The organism is Chitinophaga sp. NPDC101104, from assembly GCF_050277495.1.
Classification (GTDB): domain Bacteria; phylum Bacteroidota; class Bacteroidia; order Chitinophagales; family Chitinophagaceae; genus Chitinophaga.
The window spans coordinates 84,236-101,099 of record NZ_JBNNSF010000004.1; the positions used below are offsets into that span (position 1 = coordinate 84,236).

Here is a 16,864-nt window from a genome sequence, read left to right on the forward strand (position 1 = left end):
GTACCTTCACGTCATGCCCGATATCCGCCTCATCGAATACGGCAGTTGCGACCATCACAGCATGATCGCGCTGCGCGACAAAATCCTCCGCCGCCCGCTGGGCCTCACATTTTCGGAGGAATACCTGCAACAGGAAATGCACGACATCCTCATCGGCTGCTTCGATGGCGAACGCATCGTGGGCTGTTGCATCCTCACGCCGGCCACCGCAACCACCGTGCAATTGCGGCAAATGGCGGTAGACGACGATCAGCAGGGCAAAGGCACCGGCAGCCTTGTGCTCCGCTTCGCCGAAGAACAGGCGCGGAAAGAAGGGTTCGAGGAATTGATGATGCACGCCCGCGACGTCGCACGGCCGTTCTACGAAAAAAACGGCTATTCCACCCGCGGCGAAATTTTCACCGAAGTCGGCATCGACCACATCGAAATGTTCAAAAAACTCTGATCAGGATTTGTCTTTCCGGCGATAATCAGGGATCGCGCGCTGCATCAGTTCCCGGAATTGCAGGTGCGCTTCGCTGCTCTGGAAAGCACTCGTGGGAATGAGGAAGAAACTCCGCTTGTCGCGGTAGAGATAGAAAAATGAATCCGTTTCCACGATCTGGTTGAAGTTGCGCCACGACAGCTGGCGTTCTCCCACGCCGGTCTGGATGGCCATCCCTTCATCATTATAATGCAGGCGGATGTTATCCCTGAAAGTGGCGGCTTTATTGTAAGTGGAAATGGGGAGCAGGTACCAGAACGCCCAGCCCAGGACCAACATCATGAGCACGATCCCCAGCATGGCGTTGAAATTCACCAAACGAAACACGTATCCGATCACGGTTGCCAACAGCAATATGATCAGGGCATTGCGAAAAACCTTGATTTCGCCCCTGCGTAAAAAATGGAACCGTAATGCATTGATAACTTCTTCCCTGTTGTAGGTAAACTGGAGCAGATGCATTAAACGAACTTACGAAATTATTTCGAAGCCGTCAAAGGCATCGGACTGTCGAGATCGTCGCAAGTGGATACAGGCGCGGTTTTGCGGGTTTTGCTGGCCGTGCGCTTGTCGCTCAGGTCATCTTCGTTGAGACCGGGGAAGTTTTTCTTGATGAATTGCATGTATTGTTGCAGGACCTTCGGGTCAACCTTGAAAGGCGCAACGATCTGGTCTTTCGGATCCAGCTTGAGGGAAGGATCGTTCTGAATGCGGGTCTCGTTCTGTAAATACCACTTATAAAGGTCTACCATGGCCTTGTTCATTTCCAGCTCGTCTACTTTCTCCACTTTCGACTGCGGAACGGTCCACAGGATCTCCTCCAGCCTGTTGCTCGATTTGGCTTTGGCGGTGGCAGCGGTTACGGTAGCGCCCTTTTCGGTCTTGTCGCCATTGTTGGCAGACTTGTCGCCGTTATTGGTAGTCTTATCGCCGTTGTGGGCGAACGCGGCGGATGAAACCACCGTTCCGATTGCCAACATAAACAACAGCTTTTTCATAAGGGTAATAGTTTAATGACCTAAAAATACAAAATAACTGGTGAAATAAAAGCCCTTTTGACGAATCCCGGGTTTTACGGTACAAACAGCACTTGTCAAGCTACCAACATCCTTTTGGGCCTTTCATCAAAAAGACGAACCGCTGCAAGAAAAGTTGCAGCATTCCCCGAATTATTTTTTCAGGTCTTTGGCCGCCACTTCAAATTTCCCCAGCACCTGGCCGTTCCGGTCCACGAACTCCACCTGCATCTTACGGTCGTTCTGCGGCCCTAACACCTTGATCCTGCTGTAGTTCTGCGTCACCACCAGCGTTCCCGCCACGCGGATGGGGCTGTTCACTTCGATGCCCGAAGGGGCGGCTTCGCCGGATGTGAGGGGAGAATTCGTGATGTCGTACAGGGGATAATTGCCCGGGCGATCCATTTTTACGACCTCGGAATGGTGCCGGTCGCCGGTGAGGAACACGATCCCGGGGATGTCCACCTCGTTCAGCCAGTCCATAAAAGACTGGTATTCAATCGGAAAATGATGAAAACTGTCCCAACGGGAATATACGTTCAGCGCCTGGCTCCCCGTAGCCACCACCTTGAAGCGGGCGTTGCTTTGCAGCAGGGCGTTGCGGAGCCATTCCATCTGCTCGTCGCCGTACATTTTCTTTTCCGCGTTCGGTTTGCCGCCGATGCTGTCGGGCATCCGGGAGCCGCTGGAAAAGTAGCGCCCGTCCAGCAGGAAAAAGTCTACGTCATTGAAACTGAACTGGGTATAAATGCCTTTCCCATCCCGGCCAAAGGTGGGATTGGGCCAGTAATCCATGAACACGGCGCGGCTTTCATCGCGGAAAATGTAGGCCTTGCTGGCATCGTTCGGCCCGAAATCGTGATCGTCCCAGGTGGCGTAATGCGGCATGGCCGACAGGAAAGGCTGGAGCACGGGCAGGGAGCGATCGCGGTGCGCGCGGTAGGCCAGCCCGGGCGCGGAACGGTAATCCACTTCGCGGGTGTACCAGTTATCGCCCAGCCAGAGCATGAAATCGGCTTTCTCTTTGGCCATGGTGAGGAAGATGGAGGAATCCTTGCCGTAGGGCTTTCCCGGCCGGTCGAACCCCTCTTCGTTGAAATACGCGCAGGAGCCCGTGAGGAACGTAAAATCGGGCGCGGGCATGCGGTATTGCCAGAGGGTTTGGGTTTTAAAGGAAGACCTTTTGGCCGGGACTTTATCTATTACGACCTCGTATTCGTATTCCGTGGCGGGATCGAGGTTGACGAGCTGCAGTTTGACGGGGAGATACGTCTTATCGGATTTGCCCGACCAGTTTTGGGTGCGGGCGCGGCCCTCCTGCCCTTTCGGCCAGAACCGGACGGCCACCTGCTTCACCGTAGGCGCCACTTCTACCCAAACGATGGCGTCGCGCAGTTCCACGGAACCGGTCATAGGGCCGGCCACGAGACCTTTATGTTGGGCGATGCCGGGAAAAGACAGGAAAAGGGCCAAGAGGATGCAGGGGATAGCGCGCATGGGAAGCAGGTTTAGGTTATCAAATATAATCTTCCCACCCCGTTAATGATTTGGAATTAGAATAATTTTACGTGAAATGGAAGCATATCTCAACTGGAGCGGGGGGAAAGACGCGTCTTTCGCCCTCTGGCAACTGCAAAAACAGGGTAATATTCAGGTCCGCGGGCTGTTCACCACCCTCAGCGCCGCCTATCGCCGTGTTTCGATGCACGGGGTGCAGGAACGGTTGCTGGACGAGCAGGCGCTGCGGACGGGCATCCCGCTGAAAAAGGCGTATCTGCCCGAAAACGCATCGATGGAAGATTATAACGGGATCATGACCGAAGCGCTGGAAAGTTACCGGTTGGCGGGGATCAGCCGGGCGGTGTTCGGGGATATTTTCCTGGAAGATTTGCGGGCATACCGGGAATCGCAGCTGGCGAAAGCCGGGATGGAAGGGATTTTCCCGCTTTGGAAGCGCAACAGCCTGGAGCTGGCGAAGGATTTCATTGCGTCGGGGTTCAGGGCGGTGATCGTTTGTGTGAACGACCGGTATTTGCCGGCGTCGTTTGCCGGGCGGGAGTTCGATGCGGCTTTCCTGGAAGATTTGCCGGAGAACGTGGACCCTTGCGGGGAAAACGGGGAATTCCACAGTTTTGTGTACGACGGCCCCATATTCCATGAGCCCGTGCCTTTCCAAATGGGGGAAACGGTGACGCGGACATATGCGCCTGCACGGAATAACGACGATTGTTATAAAAAAGAGGACCTGGATAAGGATGAGGCGCCTCCTGCCTGGGATACCCGCTTTCATTTCCGCGAGCTGCATCCTGTGGGTTAACTTTTACCACCGCATAAAAAAACAAAAGCAATGGAAAAATCCATTGCTTTCGAGAGTCATTTACTGTGCAAGAAGATTCTCGCGGTGTAGGAATATTTGGTTTTTCATAGGACAGTAACCATATAAAAAATTAATACTTTAACAAATATAAAATAAATTAAATAACTACAATCGGTTTCCATTTAATATTCGATTTCCGCAAAAAACGGCCAGAAAAATGAATATTTTGAAATTGGGGGTCGTTTTTTTAAACGATATTCAAGAAAAAATAACCCGCTGGACAAAAACGGTTTTGCAGCCCCTAGTCAAATGTTAATGAAACGGTGCCTGAAGGTAAATTGACCAGTATCAATTCGTCCGGAAAATTCTTACATATGTAACGCGTGCATCCCGCCTTCGGCACTTCATATCCGCCGACTTCAAATTATCAAGTACAAAGCTTTCATTCCCAACATCCGTTGTTGTAATGTTCCTGGTTAACGGGCACTGCTTTCAAATCACTGCGGCGGGACTGCAGCAGAAATTCCGGCGAAAGCAAATGACGGTAAATTGAATGCATCTATTTTCGAAAAAAGGCGCGACGAAAAAATCCGGCACGCGGCGAAACCGCATTTTTGCGCTAGAAATCTTAAAGAAATGTGAAAACGAAAAGAGAAAGTGTTGAACTGCGAAACCCGCAGCCTTCAAGGGTTTGAAAAGAAAAAGGGCACTTAGAAAAGCGCCCTCAATTTGTTACTATCCTATGAAAACCCTATTTGTATACAAAGGTATATCGATGTTAACTTTATTTGAAATTTTCAGCGGTGAATAACAAATAATTAACAAAGCATCCGCATTATTTATACTTGTCAAACCCAATACCATGGCTGCTCTCATCATGCGGCCACATTTCAGCGGAACGCCGATACTTGTTAAAAAGTCCTGAATAAATCAGCTACAACCCATGCTATTTCCGCAATTCAGGCATTTGTAGCATGTGCCGGAACGAACCGTTATGTGCCCGCAGGTGTTACATGCCGGTGCATCGCTTTGCATGCTGCGCATGTATTCCTGGGTACCGCCTTCGCTCCCCGCAGCCGCCACAGGCTGGGCTTTGGCCGATTTCGGGGCAGTTACTTCCGGCTTGTTGCCAACGATCCGTACGTTCGACAGCGCAGGTTTTGCGGCCGGCGCGGCGGGCGCTTCGTCCCACTCGTCTTCGCCCGTATTGCCCGGTGCATCGAGGATGTGGACGAGGTCTGTACGGCCGAGGTATTCGTATCCCAACACGCGGAAAATATAATCGATCAGCGAAGTGGCCGAACGGATATTCGGATGGTCCACCATGCCGGCGGGCTCAAACCGTGTAAATACGAACTTGTCGACAAACTCTTCCAGCGGCACGCCGTACTGCAATCCCACGCTCACCGCGATGGCGAAGCAGTTCATGAGGCTGCGCAATGTGGACCCCTCTTTCGCCAGGTCCACGAAAATCTCGCCCAGCGTACCATCGCTATATTCGCCGGTGCGCACGAAAATCGGCTGGCCGCCCACTTTCGCTTTCTGCGTAAACCCGCGGCGCTTGGCCGGCAGCGTTTTGCGCTCCACGATCCGCGACAGCGCGCGTTTCAGCGAAGTGTCCGTGCTCGCGGTCATGCGCTTGTTCAGTTCTTCCAGCAGCTCGTCGATCGTGAGCTGGTTCATATCGATGATCTGCGCGGTTTCCGCTGCAGGCGCTTCCGTTTCGGTGGATTTTTTCTTTTTGTCGCTCTTGTTGCTCAGCGGCTGGCTCAGTTTGGAACCGTCGCGGTAAAGCGCGCAGGCTTTCAGGCCCAGTTCCCAGCTCAGTTTGTAGGCATCCGCGATTTCCTCCACCACGGCCTCGTTGGGCAGGTTGATGGTTTTGGAGATAGCGCCGGAAATGAACGGCTGCGCCGCGGCCATCATCCGGATATGCCCGTGGGGATGGATGTAGCGTTCGCCTTTCTTACCGCACTTATTGGCGCAATCGAAAATCGGCAGATGCGCTTCTTTCAGGTAGGGCGCGCCTTCCACCGTCATCGTGCCACACACGTAATCGTTCGCCGCTTCGATCTGTTCGTCGGTAAACCCGAGCTCGTGCAGCAGGCTGAATTCCATATTGAAATACTGCTCCGGCGTGAAGCCCAGTCTTTGCAGGCATTCCTCGCCTAGTGTGTAGACGTTGAAAACGAATGCGATATCGAAGGATGAGGCTACTGCGGTGTCGAGTTTTTTCAGCTCGTCGCCGATGAAACCCTTTTCGCTGAGGCTTTGCGGATTGATGTAAGGCGCGCCGCCGAAGCTGCCCGTCCCTTTCGCATAATCCACGATCGCCTTCACTTCATTGTCTTTGTAACCGAGGTTTCTGAGCGCCGTGGGGATCGATTGATTGATGATCTTGAAATATCCGCCGCCCGACAGTTTTTTGAATTTCACCAGCGCGAAATCGGGCTCCACACCGGTGGTATCGCAATCCATCACCAGGCCGATCGTACCGGTGGGCGCGATCACGGTGGCCTGCGCGTTGCGGTAACCGTATTGTTCGCCCAGCTGAACGGCATCGTCCCACGCTTTGGTGGCCGCCGTGAGCAGGTAATCCGGGCAGAATCGCGCATTGATCCCCTGCGGCCGGATCTCGATCCCTTCGTACGCCTCGATGGCATCGTAAGCCGCGGCGCGGTGGTTGCGCATCACGCGGAGCATGTCCTGTTTATTCTCTTCGTATTTCGGGAAAGCGCCGAGGTGCCCGGCCATTTCGGCGGACGTTTTATAAGATACGCCGGTCATGATCGCCGTGATCGCCCCCGCGATCCCGCGGGCCTCCTCGCTGTCGTACGCGATGCCACTTACCATGAGCATGCTGCCGAGGTTGGCGTACCCCAGCCCCAGGGTGCGGTACTGGTAGCTCAGTTCCGCTACTTCTTTGGAAGGGAATTGTGCCATGAGCACGGAAACTTCCAGCACTACGGTCCACAGCCGCACCGTGTATTCAAAACCTTTCACATCGAACCGGCTGGTGTCTTCATCGAAGAACCGGCGAAGGTTCACCGAAGCCAGGTTGCAGGCGGTATTGTCGAGGAACATGTATTCCGAACAGGGGTTCGACGCGTTGATGCGGCCGCCCTGCGGACAGGTGTGCCATTCGTTGATCGTGGTGTCGTATTGCGTTCCGGGGTCGGCGCAGCGCCAGGCCGCGTAGGCGATCTGGTTCCATAAGTCGCTGGCTTTCACCGTTTTCATTACTTTCCCGTTGGTCCGTGCCGTGAGGTTCCAGTCGCCATCGGCTTCCAGGGCATGGAAGAAGCTGTTGGGGATGCGGACGGAGTTATTGGAGTTTTGGCCGGAAACGGTTTTGTAGGCTTCGCCTTCGTAATCGGAGGCATAGCCGGCGTTGATGAGGGCGCCGACTTTCTTTTCCTCTTCCACTTTCCAGTTGATGAAATTGAGGATTTCGGGATGGTCGAGGTCGAGGCAGACCATTTTCGCGGCGCGGCGGGTGGTGCCGCCCGATTTGATGGCGCCGGCGGCGCGGTCGCCGATTTTGAGGAAGCTCATGAGGCCGGAGGAGGTGCCCCCGCCGCCGAGTTTCTCGCCTTCTCCGCGGATGCGGGAGAAGTTGGTGCCTACACCGGAGCCGTATTTAAAGATGCGCGCTTCCCGGACCCAGAGGTCCATGATGCCGCCGTCGTTCACCAGGTCGTCGTCCACACTCAGAATAAAACAGGCATGCGGTTGCGGCCGTTCGTATGCGGAGGTGGATTTCTGGAGTTTTTCGGTTTTGGGGTCCACGAAATAGTGGCCTTGCGGCTTGCCTTTGATGCCGTAGCTTTCGTAGAGGCCGGTGTTGAACCATTGGGGGGAATTGGGCACGCAGGCCTGGTTGAGCATGCAATACGCCAGTTCTTCGTAGAAAATCTGTGCATCGGCGGGCGAGGCGAAGTAATCGTACTTTTCGCCCCAGGCGCGCCAGCAGTTGGCCATGCGGTGGATCACCTGGCGAACGGAGGTTTCCCGGCCGGTGGAGCCATCGGGCTGGGGAACACCGGCTTTCCGGAAGTATTTCTGGGCGAGGATGTCGGTAGCGATCTGCGACCAGCCCTTCGGAACTTCCACATTATTCATTTCAAAAACTACATCGCCTCCCGGGTTGCGGATCACGGAAGAGCGCAAATCATACTCGAACTGATCGAAGGGGCTCACGCCTTCGCGGGTAAAATGCCGTGAAAACGCAAGACCGCCGGTCTTTTTTACTTGATTTTTCATGCCCTAGAAAATTTTTAACAGGATTAAACAAAACTGGTTTTTCGACTCTTTGTGTGGGATAACTAAGTTACCTTTCTATGGTACACAAACGAGTTTTTGTTTTGCACAGCTTGTGGAAAAGCCTCCATTAACAAAAACGGCAGCAAGGGTGTTGATATTTCACCGGTTTTTGGGCGAAATCAATTGCAAAATCAATACCATGCATATTTATTTCACCCTGTCCTTATTACGAAAAATTGTATACATTTGCGACAACCGGAACAATGCATTATTAATGTACAGAAAAATATACAATTCCTTTATCGAGAGAAAGGCAAAGGGTACAAAGTCATTCGCTGTTCTGATCGATCCGGATAAGGTTACGCCTGAAGGGATCGCAGATCTGGCGGGCAAATGCACGGAATCGAAGGTAGATTACATCTTCCTGGGCGGCAGCCTGGTGATCACGGACCATCTCGACGATGTTGTCCAGCAGATCAAGGCCAGCTGCGATATTCCGGTGATCCTGTTCCCCGGAAGCCCCTCCCAGGTGTCTCGCTATGCAGACGCCCTGCTGTACCTTTCCATGATCTCGGGCCGCAATCCGGAACTGCTGATCGGCCAGCACGTGGTATCTGCCGCGGCTGTGAAGAAAAGCGGGCTGGAAGTTATTTCCACCGGGTATATGGTGATCGACGGCGGCGCCCCCACAACGGTGTCTTACATCAGCAATGCCACGCCCATTCCGGCGGACAAGGACGATATCGCGATGTGCACGGCCATGGCGGGCGATATGCTCGGCATGAAAGTGATTTATATGGACGCCGGTTCCGGCGCCCGCAAGCCTATCACGGAAAGCATGATCCAGCGGGTAAGCAGCCAGGTGGAAGTTCCGGTGATCGTGGGCGGAGGCATCCGCACCGCAGAGAAAGCATATCTGAATTGTAAAGCCGGCGCCGATATCATTGTTGTCGGAAACGCCATCGAAAAAGACGCGTCCCTCATCCGGGAAATCGCAGATGCCGTTCACAGCGCACCCGTAAACGCCGCCCGTTAACCCCCAGGCTTATCAAGCCGATACGTTTCAGCCGCTCAAATTATCCCTCTATCAAAATTTTTATTGATCCCCGCAAGATTTGTGTAAAAAACTTGCAGAGGTTTAATATCTTGCATCCCGAAACCAACCAGACCATTTTTTTAGATTATTTCGGCCCTGAATAAGAGGCGATGTGGACGTGAGCAATGTTTATTAAATCAATTCAAGGCCGACGCTTTTCATCCGCCCTGTTTGTGTGTATTTATACCTAACACAAGCATATCCAGAGAATTTATTACAGTACGCGTAACGTAATCTGTCCAGGTCATGGTTCGGCTATGGCATTACTATGGTTTTTTCGGCCGTAAGGCCTTTTTTCATAAGCATAATTTAAATAAAAGCGGGCTGCCTTCTCCAGGGCAGCCCTTTCCTTTAAATACTCCGTCCAATTGTCCAAAGCTTTAGACCGGCAAAACGTTCCCGGGTTTAACGGAAAAAGGGCGAAGGAAAAAAATTTCCATCGCCCTTCCCGAAAGGTTTATCCAAAAGCCCTACAGGCTCATCATTTCCTTGAATTTCACCGCCTGCCTGCGGCTCACTTCGATCTTCTCCCCACCGCGCATTTCCAGCAACAGTCCGCCGTTGAAATACGTGTCTATCCGCTCGATCATGCGCAGGTTCACGATATGTTTACGGTTGGCGCGAAAGAACACGCGCTCGTCCAAACGTTCTTCCAGTGCATTCAACGACTTGAGGATCAAAGGTTTATTGGTTTCAAAATACACGCGGGCATAGTTACCCACACTTTCGAACAGCCGGATTTCCTGCAATTTGACGAACCAGCAGCGGTCGCCGTCTTTCACGAACACCTGGTCGGCTTCGCCGAGGATATTGCGGATCCCGGAGGCGGAGGCGATCCTTTCCTTTTCATCCGCCTGGTGGAGCTTGTGGATGGCATCGGCCAGCCGCTTCGGCTCGATGGGCTTCAGTAGGTAATCCAGCGCATTGTATTCGAACGCTTTAAGCGCGTATTCGTCGTACGCGGTGGTGAAGATCACCTGGGGCGTTCTTTCCAGTTCGGCCAGCAGATCAAAGCCGGTCTTGTCCGGCATCTGGATGTCGAGGAAAAGCAGATCGGGCCTCAGCGATTCGATCTTTTCCATCCCGTCTTTCGCATTAACCGCTTCACCTACCACCACGATCTCGGGATGGTCTGCCAGCAGCTTCTTGAGTTCGCTCCTGGCCAGTCGTTCGTCGTCTATGATCAAAGCTTTTTTCATACTGTCAAAATTGGTTGACGATTTTATAATAGCGGCATGAGCACTTTGGCTTCTACCGTTGCGTGATCGATGTTTTTGATGTCGAAGGAAGCCCTTTTCCCGAAGAGGATCCCCAGCCGCTGGCGGGTGGAAGCGAGGCCGAAGCCTCCGCCGTTCTGCTGTTTTTCGACGATTTGCCCGGTGTTGCGGATGGTGATCTCGTGGCACATGTCGTGGACATGGGAGCCGATGAGGATCAGGCCGCCGTTTACTTCCCGGGAGATCCCGTGCTTGATGGCGTTTTCCACGAGGGTTTGCAGCATCAGCGGGGGCACCGGGAGCTCGAGGGTTTCCGGATCAATGTCGTACTGCACCTTCAACCGCTCCTCGAACCGGATATTTTCCAATGCAAGATAATCTTTTACGATGCTCAGTTCATTTTCCAGGCTCACGGTTTCGGCCTTGTCCGCCTGCATCGAGTTGCGGAGGATGTTGCTTAGCTCGGTTATAGCCGTTCTGGCGCGGCGCGGATTCTCGTCCACCAGCGCACGGATACTGTTCAACGCATTGAAAATGAAGTGCGGATTGAGCTGGCTCTTGATCGTCTTCAGTTCGAGCGTGCGCACGGTAGTTTCCAGCCGGAGCTGGTTCAGCTGGGAATTACGGCTTTCCTCCACATAATGCCAGAGGAAATAGATCACGGCCCAAAGCGTAATAAAGGTGGTCTGCTGCAGGAAGGTCCGCAGCCAGTTGTCATAGAAATCCACCTCGAAATGGGAGTGGTTCATGGCGTAATAGAAGCCGCTGAGGATGAAGGAGTCGATCGTGGCGCACACCACACTTCCGAAAAAGAAGTAAATGGCCACGCTTTCGAACGGCTTTTCGATCCATTTGTATTTGACGATAATTGCCCGGAAACCATGCGTGATGGCAATGCCCAGGAGCGCGGTGGCGAGCATGTAAGGCGGCATCCACCACTCCATTTTGTCCATCGAAACGGCCACGAAAAAGTAAAGAAAGGCACACGCTCCCCACCCGAGTATCTGGCACCACCAATATTTAGACAAGCGTTTTAACATTCAGCAAAAGTTAGCAAAGTCCTGCGATAAAACCTGCTTCTTCCAAAAATACCAAGCAGCACCGCGCAGCGAAACCCAATTATTACCAATGGCGGTTTAAGCGGTTAAATGGGCCAAAGCGCCAATCCCCTCCACCGGCGGCGCTCCTGACCGAAATGACAATCCCGTCAAGACAAAAATTTACATATAAAATTGATTTTCAATATCATAAGCCCTCTCCGGCTCCAAAAAGCTTCGGATGGCATCAAAAAAGTGCTGACGGTGAATGGATTTGTGCGGCGGATGGGCCGAAAAATGCGGCAGAACATGTATTTTTGGGCATTAAACCCAAAAGGTGATATGGAAATTACGGCAGGTCAATTACTGAGCCAGATCGAATACCCGTCCGATCTGCGGAAACTGAACAAGGAGCAACTGCACCAGGTGTGCGACGAGCTGCGCCAGTTCATCATTGACGTCGTGAGCGTTCACGGCGGCCATTTCGGTGCCAGCCTGGGCGTGGTGGAACTCACCGTTGCGCTCCATTATGCTTACAATACGCCGTACGACCAGCTCGTGTGGGACGTGGGGCACCAGGCCTATGGCCACAAGATCCTCACCGGCCGTAAAAGCGTTTTCCATACCAACCGCAAATACAAAGGCATCGCCGGGTTCCCGAACCGCGGAGAAAGCGAATACGACACCTTCGGCGTGGGACACTCCTCCACCTCCATCGGCGCCGCGCTCGGCATGGCCATCGCCTCCGCCAATAAAGGCGAGCACGACCGCCAGCACATCGCCGTGATCGGCGACGGCGCCATGACGGCCGGCATGGCTTTCGAAGCCCTCAACCACGCCGGCGTATCCAATGCCAATGTGCTCATTATCCTCAACGATAACTGCATGTCCATCGACCCGAACGTGGGCGCGCTGAAAGAATACCTGACCGACATCACCACTTCCCAGACTTACAACAAGCTCCGCGACGATGTCTGGAACCTCCTCGGGAAACTGCCCATCGGCAAAAGATTTACCCGCGACATGGCCTCCAAGCTCGAAGCCAGCGTCAAAGGCATGGTGACCAAATCCAGCAACCTGTTCGAAAGCCTCAATCTCCGGTATTTCGGGCCGATCGACGGACATAACATCACCAAACTGGTCGACACCCTGCAAGACCTGCGCAACATCCCCGGCCCCAAGCTGCTGCATGTGCGCACCGTGAAAGGGAAAGGCTACGCGCTGGCGGAAAAAGACCAGACCAAGTGGCATGCGCCCGGACTGTTCGACAAAATCACCGGCGAGATCTTCAAAAAAGCGATCGAAACGCCGCAACCTCCCAAGTACCAGGACGTATTCGGCCACACCATCATCGAACTGGCCGAAAAGAACGATACCATCATGGGCATTACGCCCGCCATGCCTTCCGGCTCCTCCCTGAAATGGATGATGGAGAAAATGCCACACCGCGCCATAGACGTAGGCATCTGCGAACAGCACGCCGTTACGCTCTCCGCCGGCCTGGCCACCCAGGGCATGAAAGTGTATTGCAACATCTACTCGTCGTTCATGCAACGCGCGTACGACCAGGTGATCCACGATGTGGCCATCCAGAACCTGCCCGTAGTGTTCTGCCTCGACAGGGCAGGGCTCGTGGGGGAAGACGGCTACACGCACCATGGCGCGTACGATATTCCCTACATGCGCTGCATCCCGAACCTCATCGTGAGCGCGCCCATGAACGAGGAAGAACTGCGCAACCTCATGTACACCGCCCAGCTGCCGACCACCGTCAATCCCTTCGTGATCCGCTACCCGCGCGGCGAAGGCGTGATGCCCGACTGGCGGAGGCCTTTCGCTCCCGTTAAGATCGGCACCGGCAGAAAAATACAGGACGGCCGCGACGTAGCCATCCTTTCCTTCGGCCACCCCGGTAACTATGTGACCGAGGCCATGAAGGAACTGATGACAGACGGCCTGCAGCCCGCACATTACGATATGCGGTTCGTGAAACCCCTCGATACGGAGATGCTCCACGAGATCTTCCAACGCTTCGACCGGGTGATCACCGTGGAAGACGGCGCCCTGCAAGGCGGCTTCGGCAGCGCAGTGCTCGAATTCATGGTGGATAACGAATACAAGGCAGACGTGAAGCGCCTCGGCATCCCCGACCGCCTCGTGGAGCATGGCAAACCCGCCGAACTGCAACGCGAATGCGGCTACGATGCAGCCGCCATCGCATCGGCCGTCCGCACCATGGTAGGCAGCAAAATTTCCGTTCAAACCAGCTGATAAAGGCCGTCTGGCGCCCGGAGCCCCGGGCGTCGCATTGCACCATGCGCGACCTCTACATATCACTTCGCATTACGCACATCATCCGCGAAACGCCGGACACGTACACTTACCGCTTCGAAAGCGCGGACGGGAAACCCGTGAAATACCGCGCCGGACAATTCCTCACCTTCCTCGTGGAGCTCCACGGCACGGAATACAGGCGGTCTTACTCCCTCAGCACCACGCCCGGGATCGACGACCACCTGGCCGTAACGGTGAAACGCGTGGCCAACGGCGCCATTTCCCGCCATATCATCCGCCACTGGCAGGTGGGCGACGTCGTGACTTCGCTCCAGCCTTCCGGCCGGTTCGTGCTCGACAGCGAGCCCGGCTCCGCGCGCGACATCCTTTTGCTGGGGGCCGGCAGCGGCATCACGCCCCTGTTTTCCCTCCTGCAGCAGGCGCTGCACGAAGAAAAGGCATCGCACGTTACGCTGATCTACAGCAACCGGAACGAGGAAAGCACCATCTTCCGCGATCGCATCCTGGCGCTGGAAAGCCGCTTCCCCGACCGGCTGACCGTTGTCTGGATCTTCAGCGACCCGGTAGACGCGGCGCCCGGCATCCGGCGGATGAACAACCTCATTCTCGAATCCATCGCGCCCAAACATTTGCGGCATCCCCGCGGATCGGCGCTTTTCTATATCTGCGGGCCGGCCGAATACATGCGCATGGCCCAGTTCACCCTCACTTTCATGGGCTTCCGGCCCGATCAGCTCCACAAGGAAAACTTCGTGGTGAATACCGACGCGAAGATCGCGCGGGTGGCCGTGCCGGACGATACTTCCATCAAACAGGTGCGGCTCCTGCACAGCGGCGTGGAGCAGACGTTGCCCGTGCCGGGGAACGAGACCATCCTCCATGCGGCGCTCCGCCAGCATGTGGCGCTGCCATACAGCTGCAAAGGCGGCGTTTGCGGATCGTGCATCGCTACCTGCACCAGTGGAAAGGTCTGGATGTCTGTCAACGAAGTGCTGACGGAAAAAGAGCTCTCCAAAGGAATGGTCCTCACCTGCACCGGCTACGCCCAAAGCGACGAAGTTACCCTCGAATGGTGACAAGCAAGTTTGCGTACAATCCGCGCCGGGATTGAATCTTGGCCGGTAACTGTAAAATGGCTAACTTCCGTTAAATTCATGTGATGCGCTTACCTGCCCTGAAAATCACGGGCATACTGGCGGCAGCCGGCCTTCTCTGGGGAATTGCATACCGGCCGCTCCGCATGTTGCTGGCGGATTGGTTTCCGGGCAGCGATGCAGGTATCATTTTGTTCTTCGTTTTCCTCGTTATTTCCTGTTCGATCGTTTTCGTGGCCGCGCGATGGATGTTCCATTCCGAAGCATCCCTGCATGCGCCCTATCGCCAGTTTTTCAGCGAGCATCCGGTGCCGATGTGGGTGTATGAATGGGGAAGCCTGCGGTTCCTCGCGGTCAACGAAGCGGCGGTAAAAAAGTATGGTTATTCGCAGGAGGAATTTGCGTCCATGACCTTGCACGACATCCGCGATCCCGCCACTATCCCGGAATTGATGGAAGATGTAAAGCGGACGGATACCACCATTTCCTACCGCGGCATCTGGCAGCACCGGCGCAGGAACGGGGAAACGTTTTACGTGGAGCTCCACTCCCGCCCCACGCTTTTCCAGGGTAAACAGGCGCGCATCGTTATGGCGCTGGACATCGACGCCGAAGTGCGGCAAATGATCGAAGCGAGGGATATCAGCTCGCGGTACGACCTCCTTGCCCAGGTAACGCCGGATTACGTCTATTACTACGATATCAAACAGAACCGCATCGCCCGGAACCACGGTCCCGTCACGCTTTTCGGCTACCGCGACGCAGAGGTCGGCGACACGGTGGAATGGTGGCAGGAAAGGGTACATCCGGAAGACCTTCCCTCCGTCATGCAACAATTCGATATTACCTGCACGCTCTGCAAAGACAGGCTGGAAGCGAATTACCGCTTCCGCTGCGCCGACGGCCATTACAAATACGTATATGACCGCGGGTATATCATCTACAACGAACAGCGCCAGCCCATCCGCGTCATCGGCGTGATGCAGGACGTAGACGAGAGCACGCGGCAGAAACAGGAGATCGAGCTGCTGAGCCTCGTGGCGAGCCGCACCGCCAACAGCGTTATCATCCTCGACGCGCGGGGCCGTATAGAATGGGTGAATGAAGGTTTCCGCACCATGACCGGTTACCTGCAAGACGAAGCGAACGGCAAACTGGTGAAAGAGCTCCTCTCCGGCCCAGACACTGACCCCGCCACCGTTTTGCAGATCGAAGATCAAATGGCGCGCGCAGTCTCCTTCAGCATCGAAATCCTCAACTACAAAAAGAACGGCGCGCATTACTGGGTGAAATCGGATGTAACGCCCATACTCAACGCCCACGGCGAGTTACAGCAATACATCCTCATCCAGACGGATATTACGGAACGGCGCACGTTCATGCAGCGCCTGCAGGAAAACAACGATACATTGCACGAAATCGCGCGGATCAATTCACACGAAATCCGCAAGCCCGTATCGTCTATCCTGGGCATCATGTCGATGTTCGATCTCGAGAAAAATGAGCCGGGCCTGAACAACAGGCTGCTGGCCATGTTGCGGGAATGCAGCACGGAGCTGGACGCAACGCTGCATAAGATACAGGACAAGCTGCGCCAGACAAATCACCGGTAATATGACGGGGATTAATCGTACGATTCGAACCGGTGGAACTCACCGGCCAATTCATTGTGGAGTTTATGGAATACCTGCATGCGGTCTTGCAGGCTGTTCATGTCGTCTACAGGCCTGTCGTGATGCACGATGGCGGGGTTGCCGTAACCCATGTGCTTGGCGGACTGCTTCAGGTCGTGGTACATTTCGTCGGCTACTTCGAGCTGACGGATAAACTGGTTCTGGAAATGTTCGATCGCCATGGACCTTTCGTTATTTGCTTGCGGCGAGGTGGCGATTTCCTGTAGTTTGCCGCGCATGGTACGTAAGCTGGAACGTACGTTATCTACTTCTTCTTTCCAGGCCGAGAACTGTGCCTGGATGTCTGTTGACTGTGCTGGTACTTCCATGATATATTGATTAAAGTGACAGGATGACGATTGTGCGCATCAT

13 protein-coding genes are annotated in these 16,864 nt (G+C 54.4%); 6 read left to right on the top strand and 7 right to left on the bottom strand.

The window, feature by feature from the left end; translation table 11 throughout:
* The first annotated feature begins 13 nt into the window (after positions 1-13).
* Positions 14-445 carry a GNAT family N-acetyltransferase gene (locus ACQKLP_RS24115; RefSeq protein ID WP_427325617.1) on the top strand — a complete coding sequence of 144 codons (432 nt, stop codon included), beginning with the start codon at positions 14-16 and terminating at the stop codon, positions 443-445.
* Here ACQKLP_RS24115 and ACQKLP_RS24120 read toward each other — a convergent pair whose 3' ends face one another.
* From ACQKLP_RS24120 to ACQKLP_RS24130, 3 genes are all read right to left on the bottom strand, one after another.
* The gene (locus ACQKLP_RS24120; RefSeq protein WP_427325618.1) at positions 446-946 is read right to left on the bottom strand and encodes a YcxB family protein; all 501 of its coding nucleotides are present in this window, start codon (positions 944-946) and stop codon (positions 446-448) included.
* Between the two features lie 17 nt (positions 947-963).
* Positions 964-1,482 (bottom strand): hypothetical protein, encoded by a 519-nt coding sequence (locus ACQKLP_RS24125; protein ID WP_427325620.1) that lies wholly within the window; start codon positions 1,480-1,482, stop codon positions 964-966.
* A 171-nt stretch (positions 1,483-1,653) separates the two neighbouring features.
* The gene (locus ACQKLP_RS24130) at positions 1,654-2,997 is read right to left on the bottom strand and encodes an alkaline phosphatase D family protein (protein WP_427325621.1); all 1,344 of its coding nucleotides are present in this window, start codon (positions 2,995-2,997) and stop codon (positions 1,654-1,656) included.
* 76 nt (positions 2,998-3,073) lie between these two features.
* Between ACQKLP_RS24130 and ACQKLP_RS24135 the strand changes: the two genes are divergently transcribed.
* Positions 3,074-3,817, top strand: coding sequence for an ATP-binding protein (locus ACQKLP_RS24135; protein ID WP_427325622.1), 744 nt, complete (start codon positions 3,074-3,076; stop codon positions 3,815-3,817).
* A gap of 930 nt (positions 3,818-4,747) precedes the next feature.
* On the opposite strand, the gene ACQKLP_RS24140 is transcribed toward ACQKLP_RS24135, so the two are convergent.
* Complete coding sequence (locus ACQKLP_RS24140; protein WP_427325623.1) at positions 4,748-8,080, bottom strand: vitamin B12-dependent ribonucleotide reductase; 3,333 nt, start codon at positions 8,078-8,080, stop codon at positions 4,748-4,750.
* A gap of 274 nt (positions 8,081-8,354) precedes the next feature.
* Here ACQKLP_RS24140 and ACQKLP_RS24145 point away from each other — a divergent pair, with 274 nt between their 5' ends.
* Positions 8,355-9,116 (top strand): geranylgeranylglyceryl/heptaprenylglyceryl phosphate synthase, encoded by a 762-nt coding sequence (locus ACQKLP_RS24145; RefSeq protein ID WP_341841801.1) that lies wholly within the window; start codon positions 8,355-8,357, stop codon positions 9,114-9,116.
* Positions 9,117-9,646: 530 nt separating this feature from the next.
* Here the strand turns inward: ACQKLP_RS24145 and ACQKLP_RS24150 are convergent.
* Complete coding sequence (locus tag ACQKLP_RS24150; protein ID WP_126244464.1) at positions 9,647-10,375, bottom strand: LytR/AlgR family response regulator transcription factor; 729 nt, start codon at positions 10,373-10,375, stop codon at positions 9,647-9,649.
* A 23-nt stretch (positions 10,376-10,398) separates the two neighbouring features.
* A complete protein-coding gene (locus ACQKLP_RS24155) occupies positions 10,399-11,421 on the bottom strand; it encodes a sensor histidine kinase (protein ID WP_341841802.1) in 1,023 nt (340 codons plus the stop codon).
* 351 nt (positions 11,422-11,772) lie between these two features.
* Here ACQKLP_RS24155 and dxs point away from each other — a divergent pair, with 351 nt between their 5' ends.
* The 3 genes from dxs to ACQKLP_RS24170 all read left to right on the top strand — a co-directional run bounded on the left by dxs (position 11,773) and on the right by ACQKLP_RS24170 (position 16,432).
* Entirely contained in the window at positions 11,773-13,701 is a 1,929-nt protein-coding gene (gene dxs, locus ACQKLP_RS24160; protein ID WP_427325625.1) for a 1-deoxy-D-xylulose-5-phosphate synthase, read from the top strand.
* Between the two features lie 44 nt (positions 13,702-13,745).
* Positions 13,746-14,801 carry a 2Fe-2S iron-sulfur cluster-binding protein gene (locus ACQKLP_RS24165; RefSeq protein WP_427325627.1) on the top strand — a complete coding sequence of 352 codons (1,056 nt, stop codon included), beginning with the start codon at positions 13,746-13,748 and terminating at the stop codon, positions 14,799-14,801.
* Positions 14,802-14,884: 83 nt separating this feature from the next.
* Positions 14,885-16,432 carry a PAS domain-containing protein gene (locus tag ACQKLP_RS24170; protein ID WP_427325629.1) on the top strand — a complete coding sequence of 516 codons (1,548 nt, stop codon included), beginning with the start codon at positions 14,885-14,887 and terminating at the stop codon, positions 16,430-16,432.
* An 11-nt stretch (positions 16,433-16,443) separates the two neighbouring features.
* Here the strand turns inward: ACQKLP_RS24170 and ACQKLP_RS24175 are convergent, their stop codons facing one another.
* Positions 16,444-16,821: a hypothetical protein gene (locus tag ACQKLP_RS24175; protein ID WP_427325631.1), complete on the bottom strand. Its 378-nt coding sequence runs from the start codon at positions 16,819-16,821 to the stop codon at positions 16,444-16,446.
* Between the last annotated feature and the right edge of the window lie 43 nt (positions 16,822-16,864).

Coding starts and splice junctions, on each gene's coding strand:
- ACQKLP_RS24125 (WP_427325620.1), bottom strand. CDS start 1,482: ATGAAAAAGCTGTTGTTTATGTTGGCAATCGGAACGGTGGTTTCATCC.
- ACQKLP_RS24150 (WP_126244464.1), bottom strand. CDS start 10,375: ATGAAAAAAGCTTTGATCATAGACGACGAACGACTGGCCAGGAGCGAA.
- ACQKLP_RS24120 (WP_427325618.1), bottom strand. CDS start 946: ATGCATCTGCTCCAGTTTACCTACAACAGGGAAGAAGTTATCAATGCA.
- ACQKLP_RS24115 (WP_427325617.1), top strand. CDS start 14: ATGCCCGATATCCGCCTCATCGAATACGGCAGTTGCGACCATCACAGC.
- ACQKLP_RS24140 (WP_427325623.1), bottom strand. CDS start 8,080: ATGAAAAATCAAGTAAAAAAGACCGGCGGTCTTGCGTTTTCACGGCAT.
- ACQKLP_RS24170 (WP_427325629.1), top strand. CDS start 14,885: ATGCGCTTACCTGCCCTGAAAATCACGGGCATACTGGCGGCAGCCGGC.
- dxs (WP_427325625.1), top strand. CDS start 11,773: ATGGAAATTACGGCAGGTCAATTACTGAGCCAGATCGAATACCCGTCC.
- ACQKLP_RS24175 (WP_427325631.1), bottom strand. CDS start 16,821: ATGGAAGTACCAGCACAGTCAACAGACATCCAGGCACAGTTCTCGGCC.
- ACQKLP_RS24130 (WP_427325621.1), bottom strand. CDS start 2,997: ATGCGCGCTATCCCCTGCATCCTCTTGGCCCTTTTCCTGTCTTTTCCC.
- ACQKLP_RS24165 (WP_427325627.1), top strand. CDS start 13,746: ATGCGCGACCTCTACATATCACTTCGCATTACGCACATCATCCGCGAA.
- ACQKLP_RS24135 (WP_427325622.1), top strand. CDS start 3,074: ATGGAAGCATATCTCAACTGGAGCGGGGGGAAAGACGCGTCTTTCGCC.
- ACQKLP_RS24145 (WP_341841801.1), top strand. CDS start 8,355: ATGTACAGAAAAATATACAATTCCTTTATCGAGAGAAAGGCAAAGGGT.